Below are 19,676 nucleotides of genomic sequence, written 5' to 3' on the forward strand. Positions count from 1 at the left end.
TGTGAAATTTGCTATCGTATGTTTATGAGATAGTTGGGGGGAGATTTGGATTGCCGGCGTTGTTTATCATTTTTGCCATTTTCATTTTATATATTTTTAATAACTTGACATATTCCCTCTGTGTTCAACGGGAAATACCTGAGGAGCGGCACCCAAAAATATTTCGCACCATCAATATATTGATTACGATTCTGCTATTCTCATCTTATATTGAAATATTGTACACATAAGAATAGCTAAGGCTAGGTGTTTAGTGGTCCCCTAAAATCATTTATACGGTACCAGGACTGCCTGTACACACAGTCATAAAAACAAGGACGGCATCTGCGCGGATACCGTCCTTTTTCCTGCATTTTAATAGCTGATAATTCTATTTTAGTAAAACCAGGATGCTCCGACGATGATTAGCAAGATGAACAAAACTACGATCAACGCAAACCCTGCTCCGTATCCAGCGCCTCCGCTCACTTATACGCACCTCCTAACACTTCTGTCACCCTTTATACTATTCATTCATTTTTTTTATGCTTAAGATATACGCCCAGTTTTCAAAAGTTTTTTACCAGACGAAAGCTGCCCCAACAATGATCAACAAGATAAACAGTACTACGATGAGCGCAAAGCCTCCGCCATAGCCAAAGCCTCCCATATTGATGACCTCCTTTTCTGTTTCGCTATAGCATATGAAGCAGGCGGGCACTTTGTCTGAATCAAACGCCCAATTTCTTAGATTTTCGGGAAATTGTTTTTTTCTTCACCTATCTGTGATATAGTATGATTTGTGGAATTTCAATAAACGTAGATATAAAAAACAGGGAGTTGGCTTACATGAAAAAATGGATATTTTCCCTTTCCTTAGCTGCAGGGATTGTCGGTCTTGCAGGTTGCGGCGGACAAAGCGGCGATACAGTTGCCAAAACAAAAGCCGGAAATGTCACAAAAGATGAATTATATGATGCAATGAAAGATAAACACGGAGAGCAAGCCCTTCAACAAATTGTTTTCGAGAAAGTACTATCCAAAGAATACAAAGTGTCTGATAAAGAAGTTGACAAAAAAATGGACGAGCTTAAGGAACAGCTCGGACCCCAATTCCAAATGGCCCTTATGCAAAGCGGGTTCAAAGACGAAGATGATTTTCGCGAGTCCCTAAAAGTCAACCTTCTTCAAGAAAAAGCTGCAGCAAAAGATATAAAAGTTTCTGAAAAAGAAGTGAAAGAGTATTATGAGAACAAACAAAAGGATATAACGGCCCGTCACATTCTTGTTGATGATGAAAAAACAGCAAAAGAAGTGAAGGACAAACTTGATAAAGGTGAGGATTTTGCAAAGCTTGCCAAAAAATACTCTGTTGATACAGCTGCGAATGAACAAGGCGGAGATCTTGGAACAATTTCTATCGACGATCCTCAAATGGACGAAACATTCAAAAAAGCTGCTTTCAAATTGAAAAAAGATGAAATCAGTGATCCTGTTGAAACCCAGTTCGGTTGGCATGTCATCCAGGTAACGGAAATCAAAGAGAAGAAAGATAAAAAACCTTTTGATAAAGTTAAAGACGAGTATGAGTATGAATTGAAAGTGTCCAAGCTGGACCCTGATATGATGCAGGAATCTTTAAAGAAAGAACTTGAAAAAGCGGATATTAAAGTGGAGGATAAAGACCTAAAAGACACTTTTGATCCGATTTTAAATGAGCAGAAAGAAGATGGAGATGCTCCTGCCGATGAAGGAAAGGATAAAGAATAAGAAACGAAAAACCGGGCGAATCTGCCCGGTTTTTTTATCGTATAGATGCTAACGAAATGATGGGTATCAGCCATTTTGGCTATAAAGCCGCGGCTCCTTGGAAAATCACCTTGTTTGCCAGTGCTACTTCAACGCCTTAGACGGTTTGTCTTAACTTCCGGTTTCCCTTATCTGCTTTCTCCTCTCCTTTTCTTCCTCCATCCTCTCAATATAGACTTCTCCCTCCTTTTCAATCCATTCCTTTTCAAACTCACGGTCTTCACGTGCAGTTTTGATAGCCATGAACGCACTGACGAATACTCCTGCAATGACGAAATACAACCAAATCGGCAAGGCCATTTTCTTTTCTCCTTTCATTGGCTAGTCCATATATTGTAATAATATGAGAGAACGCCAAAAAAATGCCTCTGAAGACAGAGGCATTAAGAATGGAATGTTGGTTTATAAAATGAGCGGTTATCAAGCGGAAAGATCTTTTCGGAAAACTCACCCGGTTTAACGTGTTTCAATGCACGATCCAGCATATTCATTTTTGCATCCATATTGTCGATCAAGAACAGGATTTCAGCTTCTTTGATCATTGGCTGCTTCGGGCTCCCCCACTCCAGTTTTCCATGATGGCTTAAAACTAGATGCTGCAGGACGACCACTTCTTCTCCCTCGATTCCCAACTCTTCGGCAGCTTTTCCAATCTCATTGACAATGATCGTTATATGACCAAGTAAGTTTCCTTCAATCGTATAAGCGGCTGCTACAGGACCCGACAATTCAATAACTTTGCCTAGGTCATGAAGAATGATGCCGGCAAACAGCAAATCACGGTCAAGGGAAGGGTACAGTTCAGCCACAGATTTAGCTAAATCCAACATCGATACTACGTGATAGCCAAGACCCGATACAAACTCATGGTGATTTTTTGTTGCTGCAGGATATTCAAGGAACGGCTCATGATATTTGCGAAGCAAATGCCTTGTAATCCGTTGAATATTCGGGTTCTTCATTTCAAATATATATTGTGTCACTTTACTAGAAATCTCATCTTTGGATATAGGAGCTTTTTCCAGCAAATCTCCGACACTAATGTTGTCCTGAGGATTAGAACGCCTGATTTTTTTTATCTTCAACTGCATTCTTCCCCTATAATTGTGGACTTCTCCGGCAACACGGACAATCGTCCCCTGCTGATAAGCTTTCACTTCACTATCAGAAGCATCCCAAAGCTTCGCTTCAATATCTCCAGAACGATCTTGTAAAATAAGAGTCAGAAATGGTTTTCCGTTGCTTGCCACTCCCCTGAAAGCACTTTTTACAAGGAGAAATAAGTCCACCTGCTCCCCTACTTCGTGTTCCATCAATTCTTTTAACATCCAAACGCCTGCCTCCCTTTGTTCTCCTAAAAAAATTATAACATAATCCCCGTTATCCGCTTAGATTTGTCTGAGGCAGCCTCTGCTGAAGCTGGATGACCCGGTCTTCAGAAAACTGCCGTGCAATATGCGGATGGCATGTAAAGAGTAAAACCTGTGTATCAGGGCTAATTGTTTGTATCAACTCAAGCATCCGGTTTGTCCTCTTTTCGTCAAAATTAACGAATCCGTCATCAATAATAACAGGAAAAGGGTATTCTTTCTTCAAAACATGAACAAGCCCAAGTCGAATGGCGATATATAGTTGCTCCCCAGTCCCTTTGCTCAATTCTTCAGGAGCAAACAAAATCCTGTCTTTTCTTTCAACTGCCAGATCACCATCCGCCTTGACATGAATCTGTTTATATTCATAATCAGTCAGAAATGAAAAATAGTCGGCAGCTTTACGGATAACCTGTGGAAAACGGCCTTCTTTGTATTTTTGCATTACCTTTTCGAGCAAGCATTCAGCAACTGCCAACTCAACCCAGTCCCGGGCTTCATCATTGAAAGATGAACGCATTTGCCGGAAGAGATGCAATTGTTCGGTATAGGTGCCTCCTTCTTCAAGAAAGGAAATTTTCTGTCTCAAAGATGCCAATCTATTCCTGTCCTCTTCCAAGAGTTGAGACTGCTTTTCGATGACTTCGTTCAAATGCTTGAATTCATTCTTTATTTCTTCCTCGCTTTTGAAGTGAACGGTTTCTTCTTCTCCCAACTGCACTTCCAGTAAACTTAAACGTTCCTTCAGTAAAGTTTTTTCTTCGAAAAGCTTGGCTTTTATTCGATAATCCTCTTCGTGTTCCACATTGGCAGCTTCAAAAAGCTCTTTCAGACTCGATTGGATTACAGACTTTTCGTTTTTAATCTGAATAATATCCACATTCAGTTCAGACAATTTTTTCCGGAGCTCTTTAAGGACAAACTTCTTCTCCCGTTCTTTTTTCAACGTCTCCTGCAAAAAAAATACAGCCTTGGAAGGCTCATGAACGGCCGCGTCAATGTTACTCAGAAATTGAAAGAGGTTATCGGACCATTCTTCCAGTTTTTTTTGGAGCTTCCTTTTTTGTGCCATTGCAACGCTTAACTGGCTACGGGTCTGCTGAAGATTTTTAAGCATAGAAAATGCATCCTCGATTTTCATGTGGGAAATATCTTCAGCCAGGCCGAGCTCGGCTTTAATTCCATTAAGCTTCCTTTCCTCGGCATCAACATTTTTACTCATTTTTCGAAACAGATTCTCGCTCTCTTCCAGTATCTGCTTTTGTTCCTCTAGCCGTGAATAATGCTGCTTCCATTTTTCACGGAGCTGAACCTGCTCTTTATACTGAAATGCGATATGGACATCACCGACTGCCGTTTTCAGTTGTTCTTTCAATTTTCTCAATCGGTCACGCTTTTCATCAAGGCTTTCCTTTATAAAGTCAATGCTGTTTCCTTCCACTTTTCTGACCTGTAAATAAGCGGCACATCCGATTGCCAATATGGGGGCCAAAGTCAGCGGCCATTGTTTATTTGTAAAGCTCCAAATCAGTACACCCGTAAAGATAAAAAGAAAGGAGAGTGAAATGATCTGAGCCTGCCTTCTCTTTTTGTGCAGTTTACTTTCTTCATGCTTCTTTCTTTTTTCAAGGTTCTCAATTTCCCTTTCAAGGTGCTTTTTTTCGTCTTCAAGGCCTGATGCTGACGCATGTCCGTCATAATGGCTTTTCCACTCTTTAAATGTACCTTCATTCACCAATTGCTTTTCTATTTCTTCACATTTGTTTTCCAGTCCAATTACCGATTTTCTATCTTCTTCAAGCCGATCTGCCAGATCCTTAAGCCGGCCTTCATACCTGATATACTGCTGAAGGGTTTCTTTTACCCTGGCTTTCATGTCCATTCCCAAATTCAAGCTTTCTATTTCCCCGGCTTTTTCGGCTGGATAATGAAGCTCGGTCAGGAAGGAATCATACTTTTTTCGGTCTTCGGCAATGGTATATTCCAGACTGGACAATTCTCTAATGCTTTGTTGCAATTCCGGCCAATCATGAACAAACTTTTCCGCTTTCTGCGGATCAAATCCCTTTAAAAGGGTATTCTCCTTCATTTCCTCTTCGGTGGACTGAATACGGTGCTGAACAGTCTTTAACGCAATGGACAGCTCCAGTAACCTGTCATTGTATTTTTCAAGCCTTATTAATCCATCGGCAGGAAATTCAACAGACTCCAGTTCAACAAGGCGCTTCTTGATTTGGTCTTTTTCCAATATGAGCGGCCATTTATTAAGCAGCTCATTTACACCATCAAGCGCCGCTTTTTTATGTTTGAGGAACTTTTTCGCTTTTTCCACTCTGCCGATGATCTCCCTCATTTCAGACTGAAATGATTCGTATAATGAGTTTTCATACTTTGCCTTTTTAACCTTCTGCTCCTGCAAGCGGAGGTTCCTTAAGAAATCATTAAGCAACGGCTTTCGGCCTCCAGGTTTAAAAAGCTCTTGGAGTTCCTTATGTAATTGCTGCTCAACCTGTAGAATGCCATCTGTTCCGATGGAGCCGGCGGCAATCAAATATTTTCCGATTTCCTCCTCTTTAAGGCGCTGAATCTCCTGTAGATCTTGAAGATCAAAGGAAAATATACTCCGGTACATTTTTTTATCCGTCCCGTTCAGCAGCTTGGAGAGAAATTCCTCCGCTTCTACAGGTCCATCTTTGAGCAGAACCATGACGTCACCTGCCGCCTTACCTTTTACCCGCTCAATGACCACCTCCCCAAACTTTTCCGTATCAAAAACGAGCTTACCGCCGTATGAAGAGTGGGTTTTAGGTTCGTACCTCAATTCGGATTGCTGAGAGGTGGGAAAGCCAAAAAGGATGCTGTGGATGAAAGACATGATTGTAGATTTTCCCGCTTCGTTTTCTCCATAGAACAACTGCAAGTCTGAGAGATCATCCACCTTGAAATCATTGAGCCTGCCATAGCCGTATATATGCAATTGTTTTAGTTTCAAGAGTTCTCCCCCACTTTCAGTCTTTTTCAGACAATCGGCCAAGCACCTGTTTCTTTGCGGAATGCAGCAATTCCTCTCTTTGCCGCTTGTCCAATACATCGAGATATCTGCTTGCATAAGTATGCTCATATAAATCAGATATCGCTTGATCAAAGGAATCTGAGTTCTCCAGTTCTTTGGCCGCCTCTTCAAGTACATTCAAAAAAGCATCATCAGAAATGAAGCTATGCTCGTTCACAAAAGTCTCTTCAAATTTTATTTGATACGGCCAGACAAACTCACTTCCAAGGAAAGACTCCTCCTGCAGCATTTCAATGAACTCTCCATTGTCAATTGTCTTTAATACTTTTTTGGAAAGATGCCGTGAATTGGATAGGATTATTTGGCAGAGGATGCTTTGCTTCCTATTCCCAAAAGATTCCAATGCTGCCGTACATGAAGTATAAAGATCTGTCATTCCTGCTTCTTTCCTAAAATCGATTCGAACCGTTTCCCAACATACATCAGCTGTCTCAATAAATTCCAGCTCCGTTTGGCCTTCCTTACTCATTTTGACAAAATAGCATCCTTTTTCTCCTTCTTCCTTCCTGTGCCGTCCCTGTGTATTACCCGGGTATACAATATAAGGGTCCACATGCAATATCCTGCGCTTGTGAATATGGCCAAGGGCCCAATAGTCCATATCTTTATAAAGAAGCTCACGGATGGTAAACGGTGCATATGGCTGATGGGCACCTGATTGGCCCTCTTCGCTTCCGTGAAGCATCGCAATGTGCAAATCCGCCCCCGGTACCTTTTCAAACTCCGCTATTTTTCTTGTCAATACATGCCGCTCAGGATAACTGAAACCGTATATGTGAACCGTCATACCATTTCTAGCTGAAAAAAAATACGGTTCGATATTTTCATTGAATATATGTACATTTTCCGGCATATCCAGCCTGACCCAGTCACCTGCCAGGTGATCGTGATTGCCATGCGTAATAAAAACAAATATGCCTTTTTCCCCAAGACGCTGCAGTTGTCTTCTCAGACGTGCCTGCGCCTTGATGCTGCGGTCCTCTCCATCAAACAAGTCGCCTGCGACCAAAACAAAATCGACATCCTTTTTAATGGCCGCATCCACAACTCGTTCAAATGCGGTAAATGTACTTTCCTGCAAGCGCCGGAACAGCTTTTCAGGCAATTGATTCAAACCAAGAAAAGGACTGTCCAAATGTAGGTCTGCCGTATGGATAAAGCGAATTTCGTCCAAAATCATCACCTCGAGCGAATGTACGTTCCTATCATTATACATGAAAATAGAAATAGCTTCCATATCTCTTTTCATTCCTCTTTTCGACTAATGAAGAATATGTAACAATAGATACAAAGGAGGCTGAAAAATGGGAATTTATAAACTTACGGCTTTCCAACCAACAGGGGAAAAACTTTTGGATGAAGGCTTTGAGGCTGTGGATGATAGGGAAGCGAAAGAAAAGGGAACATCAATTTTATCCGAGAAAGACTTGCTCAACAGAACACACCGCTGCACATCGCCTTTAGGGAAACTAATCCTTTTCCATCGTTGATGTAATGAAGGGAAGACTGCTTGAATAAAAGCAGTCTTCCCTTCATTTATTTAAAATTATTTTTTTCTATATTCATCATAAAGTGTTTTTCAGGCCCTTCCTCAATCAGATCCGTCCTTTTTAGGTTATTCAAGAACCCGAGGCGATACTGTTTCCTGAAATGCTCTTTAACCATATACGCCACGCCGTTCTCATTATTTGTCCTTGTGATCCAATCTGCGGCATCATGTACTTCTTTGGGCGCATTTCCCATGGCAACACCTAGTCCGGACCATTGCATGAGTGGGAGGTCATCCAAGCCCGCGCCAATTGAAACAACTTCATGCTTTTTAATGCCATATTGGCTACATACGAACTTTACCCCTTCCAACTTGGAGACCCCTGCCGGTACAATGACCATTTTCAAAGGTTCAATCGGAATACAGACGACCTCATCATACATTTCTTTAATCGCCATCATGGAATCGGCCATCTCTTTTTCATCAAAAAATACCACTTCGAAGTTAGGCGGAGAAACCGGCTGATCGAGCAGCTTCTCACTGATTGAGTCAACATACCGTTCCTGGTACACAAAGCGGTTGGCAGATTGGAAAACAACCCTTGTCATCATATTGGTTGGGAGTTTGACTTTATTACTGATTAAAAATTTTTCATTGACAAGCCTGATTTGGCATGGAAAGGATTCCAAAAACGCTGTAATTTCACTTGCCACTCGCTCATGGACTCTTTGAACATAGACAGGTTTGTTAATATCTTTTGCAATAAAAGCTCCTTGATGGGCAATGATGTAATCTTTCAGCTTCAATGATTTTGCTGTTCGTTTTGCTGCAGGAAAATTCCTGGTTGTTGCCAAGATTATGTGAATCCCTTTTTGAAGAGCGAACTCTATCGCTTCCCGGGTTTGCTTATGAATGCGGCCGTTGTCTTGCAGTAACGTTCCATCAATGTTCAAAACAAGCATTTTATAGGTCATGATGCTCCCCCTTTGCGCAATCTCTGCCTATTTTTATTTATACGAGACACGCCTTTTTTATAGAACTGAAAAAAGAGGACATTTGCTCTGACGAGCTTTTCAATGTTTCCCCTTCATCTAAAAGGGGAATCGCGTTTGACTACAATATTTTGGGAAATTGCCTGCTGCTTCAGGAGGTATCCGGCCGCTCTTCGTTACAATTGTTTTTCTCATCGCGTCCAGGAGGCACGCACCATTTTCATGCATACCGATAATATTCCTCCCCAAATAAATAAAGCTCCTCAAAGAGGAGCCTTTCTTAAGACATAGAGCTGTATAATTCATCCAACGGTTTCATGATAATTTTATTCAGTTCGGTAATAGTCATGCTCATTTGTTGTTCAGCTTCCATGAGTTTTGTCACTTTCTCATTTTGCTGGACTCTGTTGGCTATCTCCTGAGCCCTCATAACCTCTTCTTCGGATATGTCACGGCCCTCCATCTGCTTTTGCTGCAGCTGCATCTGGATATTGCGGAACTCGTCAAACATTCTGCTTGCTTCACTGTCATCGGTAACAGCTCTATACATCTCTTTCAAATGCTTGAATTCGCCACTGTTTCGCATCGCTTTTTCAAGGTCGTACGCATAATCATGCAGGTTTGTGTTCATTTAAATCCCTCCTTACCCAAGTGTAACATACTATGAAGTGACCATTACAATGATTCCTTGGATAATTCCGATCAAGCCCCCTAACAGCGCGCCCAAGTAAGTGATCATCACAAGCTCTTTTTTAGCAACGGATATGACTAATTCTTCCAAACGTTCAAGCGAAAGGGACTCAATTTCTTTACGAACAATATCCTCCACTTGAAAGCGTTCAAGGATTTCACCCGATTGTTTGGTCAGATATTCGCCTGCTCCTGCAAGCAGGCGGGGGACAGCCTTATCTAACAGTTTGATTCTATAGGGTTCAATCAAATCTTTAACAGGTTTTTGCAAATACCCTTCCAATGAAAAAAGATCCGAAGCCCCCTTCTTTAAAAACTGCAGGATCTTTTCCTCATTAGCATCGGAGTAAAATTCCCCTAGCGTTCTTTGTTCGAGCTTACGCGCCTCTTCATCCAACACGGATATAAGAAGATCTCTAGTACCTTCATTATGAAGGAATTTCATAATTTCGGGCTGCACTTTATCCGCCAGCTGATCTTCGCCAATAAACATTTGGACTAAATTCCAAAGCTTTCCCCTGTTCTTTAAAAAATTCTCAATCATGACCCTGATTTTTTCTTTCCCTTCCTCACTGGAAAAATAATCTGCACCTTTTTGAATGATGTGGTCGGCCATACCGGGAATTTTATTATAAATCGACTCTGTAAGCTGTCCAGGAAGAATATCACCAACCGACTTGTTCAAATACTTACTTTTAAGGGATTCATATTTTTTTTCAATCGTTTTTTGAATAACTGAATCCATTTTCTCCGCAGGACGGTCAATTCCTAACTGGTTCAGTATTTCTTCTGGTGTCAGACCTTTTTCCAGCCAGCTGTTCAATTTGGCATTGATCCATTCCTCTGTCTCTCTCTTGAATGTATCATCAGTCAGTTTTTTATAAATGCTTTCAGGTGTCACCAAATAGCCTACAACCAGTTTCCCGATTTGAGCGGCCAATTCTCCCTGTCTCTTCGGAATGAGTCCTGGTGTAAACGGCACACGCCATTTGCCAATATAGAGCGTACGGTGTGGTCTAAACAGCATACGAATTGCCAAAAAGTTGGTGAATCCTCCTATTGCAGCTCCGATAATAACCATGAAAGGTATGATTGTAAACCAGCTAGACATGTATGTATTCCACTCCTTTTAGAAAAACGTAAGCGCCAAAAATAGCTCGACAAGCTGAATCCGAGTCTCATTTATCAGCAAGTGGCTGACTTTTCAACCCATGAGAAGATTTTGCGACGAAGTATAACACAGTAAAAATGGCCAGGCAGCCTCTCTCCCTTGAGAATAGGCGCTGGGGCCACCTCATGCACCACGTTCTGTAACGCTAGTGGCATCTGTCAGAGCAGGAAAAACATAGAAAAATAGGGTGAATTTTTTCCTTACAACCGTTTTAGAACATGGACAACTGCTCTTTCATACGATATGGGGAATGCGCCCAGTTCTTTTGTTTGGCCTATTTACCATGCACGGTCTGAACTGATTATAAATAATAAGGGTGCACTAGGGCAAATATGGACACCTTTCGAAGGAGGCCTTTATTATGAGTGTTCGGTATAAATGCGAGTTTTTCGACAGTGATGACATCAAGTTGTATTATCCTAGGGAATTTCAGCCTAAAGGGGAGCATCAAATCATCTCGTTCGGGTCCAATGCTGCAGAAGCTGAATGTTGCCGACATCCAAATGGAAGAAATGTCATATCCATCAGTTCAAGCTTGGCTAAAATTCTGGGAATCCCTGAATTCGTTTCATCGCTTTGTCTCTTTGATGACGATGAGACGTTATATCTCGGCCCCCTTGTGGGCATTTTCACATCAGGTTTTACACCTTTTCAATTATTGCCAGTTGGAGAAAGGACCAAAAATTTCGCTAAGCAAATGTCCGTGCAGACATCCGTTGGGGCAGTCCCTTTTTTATTCGGTGAAAAACATATAGATTGGGAAAAAGGTGTGATCCTTGGTTTTTTCTATCACGAGCATAGCTGGAAGAAAAGGATTGTCCCCCTTCCAAATGTCGTATATGACCGGCTCCCAAACCGCTCGAGCGAAAGCCAACCCTCTTTCAAAAAAGTGAAAGAGAAAATGGAGAACGACTATTTGATCCCTTGGTATAATCCAGGTTTTTTTAATAAGTTGGAGCTTCATGAGAGATTATACAATGATCCTCGTGCCGAAAATTATTTACCCGAAACGCATCCTTTCAGGTCATTTTCAGATATTGAACCAATGGTTGCGACCTATGGACACGTATATTTGAAGCAAGCGGACGGCAGCAACGGAGATAAAATTCGGCAGGTTCTTTACGATTCGGAAAAAAATGATTACTATTGCCGTTTTTTCGATAATAAAAACCGACTATATAAATATGACTCCATTGAAAGCCTGATCAATCATCTGTATAAAAGGAAAGAATCTGAGAAATTGATTATCCAGCAGGGCATCCGCCTGCAGCGAATCGATAAAAAGCCGATGGACTTTCGAGTCCATGTAAACAAAGATGAAAGTGGACATTGGAATGTCAGTGCGATAGCCGCTAAGATTGCCGGAGAAGGAAGCCCTACCACACATACCAGGTTTGGAGGGATTGTACGTTCCCTTGAAGAAGCTTTTACGGAAGAGGAAGAAAGGGAAACGTACCGTAATAAACTTCATAAGGCCGCATTGGATCTGGCTGCTGCCATTGAAGACAATATAGGCGGAATTGTTGCGGAAATCGGATTTGATCTTGGAATAGACCGTAATGGGAAGGTTTGGATGTTCGAGGCCAACTCAAAACCTGGCCGTCATATATTTTCCCATCCCGGCCTCAAAGAGTCCGATACACTGACTAACAAGCTCGCCCTTGCTTTCGCCATTCATTTGACAGAAAAAACAATACATTCTCCTCAGTTACTTTGGGAGGGATAAACTTAGCAAATTATCCAAAGGGTTGATAGAATGTTGCTAAGTAATACACAAAACGAAAGCAGCCTCAGGTAAGCCAAGTGGAACTTCGAATGTGGCAGTTCCTCTGCTCTTGCGCTTACGTCCTTAAGACAAATTGCAAGCGGTACGTCTGTACACTATCAGCGGGGGCAGGCTGCGACGTCCTGTCGTCTTCACCTCCAGTTGGACTTTCGCCGGAGCCGGACATTCCACATCTTGTACTAATAGAAAAACGAACCCTTTACTTTTTTAAAGAACGAGGTGATCCATTTGTTGCAGCACTTCCAATACCAACCATTATACAGAGATGAACGAATTCCCGGTTGGACATTTTCGTTTTACTTTTCCGGGATAAGGATGAACGGTATCTATCAACAGGATGGAAAAATTGAATGGACATCCGGAAAACCGGACAGAGAAATAGAGAATATCTTGGAAAAGCAGGTTCACGATTTAATGATTTTTCATGTTTACGATCTGAAACGTTAATTTTTACCAACTTTTTATATGCATGGCCAAACGTATCGGCAGCCCAAACTATCCTTAAGGAGGGCTGAAAACTTTGGAGAAAAAAAAGCTGAAAGATCAATTTCTGCCCGATTCGGATCATGAAGGCCGGGACAGATATTTCATGGATGTAGACAGAATGGAAAATGAGGGCTTGTCAGGAGGCTCTGTTTTTAAAAGAGAAGATTCAACAAACATAGAGCAATCCACTGATTTTTTTCCTGAAGACCCGCCACAAGGAAATATGTAAAGGAAAAGGGACTCGGTAGCGGGCCCCTTTTTTATATTAAGGTCCATAAAAAATTTTCAATTCCTGCTGCGTCCCACACACTTTACAGACAAACAAGTGGACACACTCCGGCTTTCGCGTACTCTTCGGATCCCCATCGACCAATTTATTCAAATCAATCTCCATATAAGGTGAATAATCATCATAAAAATCATATATTTTCCCTTGATCCTTCAAGGTTCCCATGCATATGTAACAAGCCCAATTCTCAACCGATATTCCGTTGCATAACCTGCAGTAATCCATACGCAATCCTCCTCTTACTCTTATCTTTTGTGAAATCAGAGAATACATGTATGACACTCAGCTGTAAAATAAGGTAAAAACTCCCTCTTCTCATCCTGTATATTTTCATCTTTAAATAACATACTAAAAACATAAATGATACAAACAGTGGGTTACACCTAAAGATGGTCACATGCATGTGAGTCGGTGCAAATCCGACTAACCCAGCCAATCTTATTACTACAATAAGGAGATGACAAAATGGCTAACAACAATTCAAACCAAATTTTAGTAGCTGGTGCCGAGCAGGCAATCGACCAAATGAAGCTTGAAATTGCACAGGAGTTTGGCGTGAATCTTGGTGCAGACACCACATCCCGTGCAAACGGATCTGTCGGTGGAGAAATTACCAAACGCCTGGTTTCAATGGCACAACAACAGCTTGGCGGATTCTCCCAACAATAACTAAATATAAACATGGCAAAAGGCCCCCGGATTTTCGGGGGCCTTTCAATTTATTTATTGCTCAGTGACATTAAACGGAGAATTTCGCTTTTCTTTATAAGTGGACCATTTTCTTCGGATCTATCCACTCGTCATATTGCTCTTCCGTCAAATAACCTGTTTTGATTGCCGCTTCTTTCAGTGTTGTTCCCTCTTTGAAAGCAAGTTTTGCGATCTCGGCTGCCTTTTCATATCCGATATGAGGGTTCAAAGCTGTAACCAGCATAAGGGAACGATTGACATTTTCCTCGATTACTTCAACGTTCGCTTCTAGACCTTTCATACATTTTTCATTGAATGAGATCATTGCATCAGCAAGCAGATGCACCGACTGAAGGAAATTATAGATAATAACAGGTTTATAGACGTTTAGTTCAAAGTTTCCTTGGCTTGCTGCAAAACCAATGGCCGCATCGTTACCGAATACTTGGACACCAACCATAGTAAGCGCCTCGCTCTGTGTTGGGTTCACTTTTCCCGGCATGATGGAGCTTCCCGGCTCATTGGCAGGAATTGTAATTTCTCCAATTCCACTACGTGGACCACTTGCAAGCCAACGTACATCATTTGCAATTTTTGTCAAATCAGCAGCAAGTCCCTTGAGTGCTCCGTGAACGAAAACAATTTCGTCATGACTTGTAAGTGCGTGGAACTTATTATCCGATGAATTAAAAGAGTAACCAGTTTGTCTGCTCAATTGTTCAGCCACTTTATCTCCAAATTCCGGTTCAGCATTGATGCCCGTGCCTACAGCCGTTCCACCAATAGCCAGATTAAGGAGATGCTCAGCACCTTGTTTAATCATTCTCTCACTTTTTTCTACCATTGCCCTCCAGCCACTGATTTCCTGGCCAAGCGTGAGCGGAGTGGCATCCTGCAAGTGTGTACGGCCAATTTTGATAATATTCATATTGGCTTTTTCTTTTTCAAGAAGAGTTTGATTCAACTGACCCAATGCAGGAATCAATTCATGGTAAATTGCGTGATATGCTGCAATATGCATTGCTGTCGGAAATGTATCGTTGGAGCTCTGTGACATATTGATATCGTCGTTCGGATGAACTTTCTCACCAGAGTTCTCTTTTAATAATTCATTGGCCCTTCGGGCAATAACTTCATTCACATTCATGTTGGACTGTGTGCCGCTTCCTGTCTGCCAAACGACAAGTGGAAAGTGTTCATCAAATTTGCCATCCAGCACTTCATCGCACGCTTGAACAATCGCTTCTTTCTTGGCATCAGATAATTTGCCAAGTCCATTATTTGTAATTGCGGCAGCTTTTTTCAATTGCGCAAAAGCCTTAATGACTTCCAAAGGCATTTTTTCATTTCCGATTTTAAAATTCTGCTTACTCCGCTGAGTTTGTGCGCCCCAGTATTTATCTGCAGGCACCTTAATTTCACCAATTGTATCCCGTTCAATCCGGAATTCCATTCTTACATGCCTCCTCTAAGTTTTAACCATACGTATTCTCTCATATATCGACAAAAATTTCATCTAACGTGTCATAATTCATAAAAAAATTTCCTATAGCTACTCATTTTGAAATCGCCTATACGTTTCCTTTAACTTTTCCTCAAATTTTTTCAAATTGCCTTTACCGTTTTCTAATTTATCTTTCCATTTTTTGGCTTCATCAATCATCTTATCATCAAAATTTTTAAGTTGTCCTTTAAGAGAATTCTCTTCTTTTTTACGTTCTTCTTCGAGCTCTTCATTGATGGATGTCGTTTCAAATTCATCTTTTTTAACATGCGGAAGTGTCTGTTCCATCATCGAACGGAAAATAGGTACAACGGTATCACTGCTTGACCCACTTAAATAATGGTTTCTATCGGTCAAGTCATACCCAAGCCAAACAGCTCCAACGAGATTCGGGGTGTACCCGACAAACCATTGATCTTTTGTCCCTTCCGTTATTTCAGGAAAGGGAAGCTGGGTTGAGCCGGTTTTTCCGGCGATATCGTAGCCTTCAACTTTTGCGTTCCGCCCCGTCCCAGTCTCTACCACATTAAGTAGAATGGATGTCATCTTTTCTGCTGTTTTACGGCTAGTAACCCGAGTGGTTTTCGGTTTGAATTCACCTTCTACATTCCCAGTGGGACCGACAATTTTTGTGATGATATGGCTTTTTGCCCTTTTACCATCATTTGCAAAAACAGAATAGGCTTCGGCCATTTGCTGAGGCGAATACCCTGTGGTCGTTCCGCCCAAAGCCAGGCTGAGATTTTCGTCTTTCTTTTGGATCGGCAGTCCGAATTTCTTTGCAGATGCGATACCCTTATCCAAACCAATTTCATTTAAAAGCCATACTGCTGGAACATTCAATGATTGCTCAACAGCAGTATATAATGGCACTTCACCTGCATATTGTCCGTTGAAGTTCTTTGGTGTATAGCCTGAAAATGTCATTCCTTCTTCGTCTTTTAAAGTTGATTGGGCCGTGTAGCCCTCTTCAAGTGCCGGGTTGTAAACGACAAGGGGCTTGATGGCCGAGCCAGGCTGTGCCTTCAGCTGTGTCGCCCTGTTATATGCGCGGAATGTATGCTCTCCCCTTCCGCCTATAAGCCCTCGTATTCCTCCTGTCTTTGGATCAAGCATGATCGCACCGCTTTGAGCAAGTGTTCCATCTGAACTTACAGGAAAAAGGGAGTTATTTTGATATACTTTCTCCAAACCTGCCTGAACATTTTGATCCATCTCAGTATATATTTTATACCCACGAGTCAATATTTCTTCCTGGGTCAACCCATAATGGTTAATAGCCTCGTTTAATACGGCATCCACATAATAAGGATATTTTCCTTTCAGCGGATCCGCGCCCTTGTCTTCAAGCACAATTCTTTCATTGACGGCTTCTTCATATTCGGGTTTGCTTATCATGTCATAATTCAGCATTTGTTTTAAGACGAGATTCCGGCGTTCGATTGACGCATCATAATTCTTATATGGATCGAGGGCGGTCGGCCGATTCACAATTCCTGCCAGCATTGCTGCCTCACTTAGTGTGATTTCACCTACATCCTTGCCAAAAAATTTTTTGGATGCGTTTTGAACTCCCCAACCACCGCTTCCGAAGTAAACCTGGTTTAAATACATTTCAAGAATTTCATCTTTAGTGAACTTCTTCTCTATTTCAATTGCCAGAAATACTTCCTCAAGTTTCCGTTTATATGTCCGCTCTGGAGATAAGAGGGCATTTTTGGTCAACTGCTGCGTCAGTGTACTACCTCCGGCCGTGATTCTTCCAGCGAACAGATTTTTAAAAAAAGCTCGGGAAATTCCGTAAAGATCGAAGCCTCTATGTTTATAGAAACGGTGATCTTCAATTGCTACTATTGCATTCTTCATATTCTCAGGAACTTCAGTGATTGGAACACCTTCCATCCTGTTGGCGGAAATCTTGCTTGCTTCATCTCCATCCTTATCATAAATCACAGTTGCCTGCGCCAAACCTTGTTTCAGAGATTCGACATTCGCAGCACTTGCCAAGTAGGCAAAATATGAAAGGCCGATCAAAATGATTAACGAGATGATCAGCAATAATATCTGATTCAGATGGGCTTTTTTCCAAAACCTCCAAATACTATCCTTTATTTTATATAACAGGTCCATACCTTTTCCTCGCTTTCAATTGCGCTGGCACCATACTCATTTGGAAACCAATTATAATATAATGTTTTTTTCGTCGAAAAGCTACAAGAAAAGTGGAAGGCGACGTTTAGCGACGTACAGACTGGACGAATCCTGACGAAATAAAGGAAAAAGAAAAGCGGAGAGTGCCTGCTTATCGGCGACAAGCATAAGATGAACGCAGAAGAAGGCGTAGGTTGCCTTCAACAGCGTTTGGCTTATGACCTCGAGCCGATGGCACTCGCAGCTGGACAACACGGCGATGCCGCAAGCGTGCCGATGTTGACTTATCGTAGGAAGGAGGAGGAAGTCTTGGCTAAAAATATCATACGTTGTCGTAGTTTGGTCCATAATTAACCATTTTTAACAACAAAAAAACAACCGGTTTATCCGATTGTTTGGGCTCAAATTAAAAGGATTGGTGGTCCAGCTCTTTTGCTTTCATCTTGGTCAACTCATCTTCCAAAGTTTTCATGTACATATACACTATTTGCCTTGTTTTATCATCTGCTCCAATAACTTCCAAATGCTTCATGCATTTGTTTATCACTGGATTCTTTGATCTGCTTTTTTCTTCTACATTTTTCATACTACCCACTCCTGTCTGCAAGATTTCACTTGCCAAAAATTTTAATGATGGAAAAATCGTCATTTTACACCAAATACAATGGGTAGATATCTACTAAATTATATTTATTATATATAGGAATTTTTAAAAAGTATATAGGTACATTTTATCAACTTTTCAGAAAAATAACCCGTTACCGTGAAATACAAATCTTTTTTAAAAACTATATAGTCCGTGTTATATATTTTTTGTATGATAAACTGACTTAAAAATTTGATGTAATTTGTTCCATTTAGTCATATCCTATAAAATGCGTCATATACCTATCTATAAAGCTTCTAAATAAAATGTATAAAATTAATTTTTAAAGAGTCTTTTTGCGCTTCAACTGCTATAATGGAAAAGAGGTGAGTGCGGGTATGGACCATCTTACGGACGAGGTTATATCTTTTCTTCAACAAAAAGGACCAAATTTCCTCAAAAAATGGAAAGAAAAAGCGATGCTCCCCCCTGATTTAACGCAATTTCACAGAGAAAAGCTGGAAAGCAAAGGGGAATTCATATACGAGGTTGCTTTAAAAGCACTTTCATTACCTAACGTGGATTTGCAAACTTATTTACAGGCCAGTGCCCATCAATTGGCACAAATGAAAATAAGGGAAAACTCAGAAATTGAACTTTTAGTTTATAATCTGAATATGGCAAAAAACATCCTATGCGAAGAAATGTATAATTTTCAAGCAGAACCGCAAACTTTAAGTAAAATTTTCAAGCAATTATCTTATATTTTTGATCATTTTTTATATCATTCTATTATGCATTATGATAGGCTGAAACAACAATTGAATGAACAGGAAACCCGGCATATTCATTCGAGTCATGAAGATCGTCTTACTCTGCTTGGTCAAATGACATCCAGCTTTGTCCATGAATTTAGAAACCCTTTGACTACAGTTCAAGGATTTGTTCAGCTCCTGCGTGCAGAGTATCCTGATCTGCCATACATGGATATCATATCTTCGGAACTGGATCAGCTAAAATTCAGGATCACGCAATTTTTAATGCTTTCCAAAAAACAGGAAGTAAATCAGGAAAAAGTCATTTTTTCTTTGAATGAGCTTGTTGAACAAGTAGCTTCATTCGTTTATCCCCGTCTGCTTGAATTGAAGGTGTCGCTTCAACAGGAAATGGAAGATGGACTGTTTGTAAAGGGAATCCAGGAAGAAGTGCGACAGGTAATTATTAATATCATTTTTAATGCGATTGAAGTTATGGTTTCCACTGACACAGAATCTGAAATACATATAAAAGGTTACCGGAAAGGAGACTCGATTTATCTTGAAGCTTCCAATACCGGACCAAAAATTCCTGATTCTTTGATCAAGGATATCTTCGAACCCTTTGTAACAACCAAGAAAACCGGGACTGGTTTGGGACTTTATGTGTCTAGGCAAATCATAGAAAAGCACCGGGGGCAGTTATTATGCAGATCCAATGAGGAATGGACGACTTTTACAATTATCCTTCCAGCACCGGATCAAAAAGGATCATCAAAATAATACATTTACCCTGCCCACTATTCCTGGAAAAATTATATTGAAAAAAAGAGCGGAAAATTCCGCTCTTTTCTAA

The 19,676-nt window shown here is 41.0% G+C and carries 21 protein-coding genes; 8 read left to right on the plus strand and 13 right to left on the minus strand.

Annotated features, from left to right (window positions below):
- The first annotated feature begins 50 nt into the window (after positions 1-50).
- Positions 51-230 carry a hypothetical protein gene (locus C509_RS26855; RefSeq protein WP_018705485.1) on the plus strand — a complete coding sequence of 60 codons (180 nt, stop codon included), beginning with the start codon at positions 51-53 and terminating at the stop codon, positions 228-230.
- Between the two features lie 145 nt (positions 231-375).
- Here the strand turns inward: C509_RS26855 and C509_RS0103315 are convergent, their stop codons facing one another.
- Both C509_RS0103315 and C509_RS25320 read right to left on the minus strand, forming a co-directional pair.
- Entirely contained in the window at positions 376-468 is a 93-nt protein-coding gene (locus C509_RS0103315; protein ID WP_018705486.1) for a YjcZ family sporulation protein, read from the minus strand.
- A 91-nt stretch (positions 469-559) separates the two neighbouring features.
- Positions 560-649 (minus strand): YjcZ family sporulation protein, encoded by a 90-nt coding sequence (locus tag C509_RS25320; RefSeq protein WP_018705487.1) that lies wholly within the window; start codon positions 647-649, stop codon positions 560-562.
- A gap of 179 nt (positions 650-828) precedes the next feature.
- On the opposite strand from C509_RS25320, the gene C509_RS0103325 reads away from it, so the two are divergent.
- Positions 829-1,749, plus strand: coding sequence for a peptidylprolyl isomerase (locus C509_RS0103325; protein WP_018705488.1), 921 nt, complete (start codon positions 829-831; stop codon positions 1,747-1,749).
- A 150-nt stretch (positions 1,750-1,899) separates the two neighbouring features.
- On the opposite strand, the gene C509_RS0103330 is transcribed toward C509_RS0103325, so the two are convergent.
- The 4 genes from C509_RS0103330 to C509_RS0103345 all read right to left on the minus strand — a co-directional run bounded on the left by C509_RS0103330 (position 1,900) and on the right by C509_RS0103345 (position 7,480).
- Positions 1,900-2,088: a sporulation YhaL family protein gene (locus C509_RS0103330; protein WP_018705489.1), complete on the minus strand. Its 189-nt coding sequence runs from the start codon at positions 2,086-2,088 to the stop codon at positions 1,900-1,902.
- An 83-nt stretch (positions 2,089-2,171) separates the two neighbouring features.
- Positions 2,172-3,116 carry a 3'-5' exoribonuclease YhaM gene (gene yhaM / locus C509_RS0103335; RefSeq protein WP_018705490.1) on the minus strand — a complete coding sequence of 315 codons (945 nt, stop codon included), beginning with the start codon at positions 3,114-3,116 and terminating at the stop codon, positions 2,172-2,174.
- A gap of 52 nt (positions 3,117-3,168) precedes the next feature.
- Positions 3,169-6,150, minus strand: a complete 2,982-nt coding sequence (locus C509_RS0103340) for an ATP-binding protein (RefSeq protein WP_018705491.1) — start codon at positions 6,148-6,150, stop codon at positions 3,169-3,171.
- Between the two features lie 16 nt (positions 6,151-6,166).
- Positions 6,167-7,480 (minus strand): metallophosphoesterase family protein, encoded by a 1,314-nt coding sequence (locus C509_RS0103345; RefSeq protein ID WP_018705492.1) that lies wholly within the window; start codon positions 7,478-7,480, stop codon positions 6,167-6,169.
- A gap of 55 nt (positions 7,481-7,535) precedes the next feature.
- On the opposite strand from C509_RS0103345, the gene C509_RS0103350 reads away from it, so the two are divergent.
- Entirely contained in the window at positions 7,536-7,721 is a 186-nt protein-coding gene (locus C509_RS0103350; RefSeq protein WP_018705493.1) for a YhzD family protein, read from the plus strand.
- A 46-nt stretch (positions 7,722-7,767) separates the two neighbouring features.
- On the opposite strand, the gene C509_RS0103355 is transcribed toward C509_RS0103350, so the two are convergent.
- The 3 genes from C509_RS0103355 to C509_RS0103365 all read right to left on the minus strand — a co-directional run bounded on the left by C509_RS0103355 (position 7,768) and on the right by C509_RS0103365 (position 10,513).
- Positions 7,768-8,694: a Cof-type HAD-IIB family hydrolase gene (locus C509_RS0103355; protein WP_018705494.1), complete on the minus strand. Its 927-nt coding sequence runs from the start codon at positions 8,692-8,694 to the stop codon at positions 7,768-7,770.
- Positions 8,695-8,992: 298 nt separating this feature from the next.
- Positions 8,993-9,343: a YlbF/YmcA family competence regulator gene (locus tag C509_RS0103360; protein ID WP_018705495.1), complete on the minus strand. Its 351-nt coding sequence runs from the start codon at positions 9,341-9,343 to the stop codon at positions 8,993-8,995.
- A 30-nt stretch (positions 9,344-9,373) separates the two neighbouring features.
- Positions 9,374-10,513 carry a DUF445 domain-containing protein gene (locus C509_RS0103365; protein WP_018705496.1) on the minus strand — a complete coding sequence of 380 codons (1,140 nt, stop codon included), beginning with the start codon at positions 10,511-10,513 and terminating at the stop codon, positions 9,374-9,376.
- A gap of 421 nt (positions 10,514-10,934) precedes the next feature.
- Here C509_RS0103365 and C509_RS0103370 point away from each other — a divergent pair, with 421 nt between their 5' ends.
- From C509_RS0103370 to C509_RS0103380, 3 genes are all read left to right on the plus strand, one after another.
- A complete protein-coding gene (locus C509_RS0103370; protein WP_018705497.1) occupies positions 10,935-12,299 on the plus strand; it encodes a YheC/YheD family endospore coat-associated protein in 1,365 nt (454 codons plus the stop codon).
- A 291-nt stretch (positions 12,300-12,590) separates the two neighbouring features.
- The gene (locus C509_RS0103375; RefSeq protein ID WP_018705498.1) at positions 12,591-12,806 is read left to right on the plus strand and encodes a DUF5342 family protein; all 216 of its coding nucleotides are present in this window, start codon (positions 12,591-12,593) and stop codon (positions 12,804-12,806) included.
- A 73-nt stretch (positions 12,807-12,879) separates the two neighbouring features.
- On the plus strand, positions 12,880-13,074 hold the full coding sequence (locus tag C509_RS0103380; RefSeq protein WP_018705499.1) for a hypothetical protein: 195 nt from the start codon (positions 12,880-12,882) through the stop codon (positions 13,072-13,074).
- A 36-nt stretch (positions 13,075-13,110) separates the two neighbouring features.
- Here C509_RS0103380 and C509_RS0103385 read toward each other — a convergent pair whose 3' ends face one another.
- Complete coding sequence (locus C509_RS0103385) at positions 13,111-13,359, minus strand: hypothetical protein (RefSeq protein ID WP_018705500.1); 249 nt, start codon at positions 13,357-13,359, stop codon at positions 13,111-13,113.
- 240 nt (positions 13,360-13,599) lie between these two features.
- Here C509_RS0103385 and C509_RS0103390 point away from each other — a divergent pair, with 240 nt between their 5' ends.
- Positions 13,600-13,803: an alpha/beta-type small acid-soluble spore protein gene (locus tag C509_RS0103390; RefSeq protein ID WP_018705501.1), complete on the plus strand. Its 204-nt coding sequence runs from the start codon at positions 13,600-13,602 to the stop codon at positions 13,801-13,803.
- Between the two features lie 94 nt (positions 13,804-13,897).
- Here C509_RS0103390 and fumC read toward each other — a convergent pair whose 3' ends face one another.
- The 3 genes from fumC to C509_RS0103410 form a co-directional block, all read right to left on the minus strand.
- Positions 13,898-15,277 (minus strand): class II fumarate hydratase, encoded by a 1,380-nt coding sequence (gene fumC, locus C509_RS0103395; protein WP_018705502.1) that lies wholly within the window; start codon positions 15,275-15,277, stop codon positions 13,898-13,900.
- A gap of 99 nt (positions 15,278-15,376) precedes the next feature.
- Entirely contained in the window at positions 15,377-17,458 is a 2,082-nt protein-coding gene (locus tag C509_RS0103400; RefSeq protein ID WP_018705503.1) for a transglycosylase domain-containing protein, read from the minus strand.
- Between the two features lie 427 nt (positions 17,459-17,885).
- Positions 17,886-18,065: a hypothetical protein gene (locus C509_RS0103410; RefSeq protein ID WP_018705505.1), complete on the minus strand. Its 180-nt coding sequence runs from the start codon at positions 18,063-18,065 to the stop codon at positions 17,886-17,888.
- A gap of 398 nt (positions 18,066-18,463) precedes the next feature.
- On the opposite strand from C509_RS0103410, the gene C509_RS0103415 reads away from it, so the two are divergent.
- Entirely contained in the window at positions 18,464-19,603 is a 1,140-nt protein-coding gene (locus C509_RS0103415) for a histidine kinase N-terminal domain-containing protein (protein ID WP_018705506.1), read from the plus strand.
- Positions 19,604-19,676 lie beyond the last annotated feature (73 nt).

The organism is Siminovitchia fordii DSM 16014 = CIP 108821 (assembly GCF_000374565.1).
GTDB classification, from domain to species: Bacteria; Bacillota; Bacilli; order Bacillales; family Bacillaceae_C; genus Siminovitchia; species Siminovitchia fordii.